This window comes from Prescottella defluvii (genome assembly GCF_000738775.1).
GTDB lineage: Bacteria > Actinomycetota > Actinomycetes > Mycobacteriales > Mycobacteriaceae > Prescottella > Prescottella defluvii.
In genome coordinates this window covers 1-207 of record NZ_JPOC01000108.1, presented here as the reverse complement: position 1 = coordinate 207, position 207 = coordinate 1, and the positions used below count along the sequence as shown (strand labels likewise).

Genomic DNA, 207 nt, shown 5'->3' with positions numbered 1-207 from the left:
GGGCGCGTGTGCTGCCGCTGTCTTGTCGGTGGCAGTCAGCGAGCCGCCTTCCGGTCGACGGTCAGAGACCGGCGGCGGCGCGAAGCTTCTCGGCCCGGTCGGTGCGCTCCCACGGCAGATCGATGTCGGTACGTCCGAAGTGTCCGTACGCGGCGGTCGGCGCGTAGATCGGACGCAGCAGGTCCAGATCGCGGATGATCGCGCCGG

The 207-nt window shown here is 70.5% G+C and carries 1 protein-coding gene; it reads right to left on the bottom strand.

Annotated elements, in window-relative coordinates:
• Positions 1–61: 61 nt before the first annotated feature.
• Positions 62–207: methionine adenosyltransferase domain-containing protein (locus tag IJ15_RS25790; RefSeq protein ID WP_197059909.1), on the bottom strand; the 146-nt coding region annotated here is incomplete at its 5' end.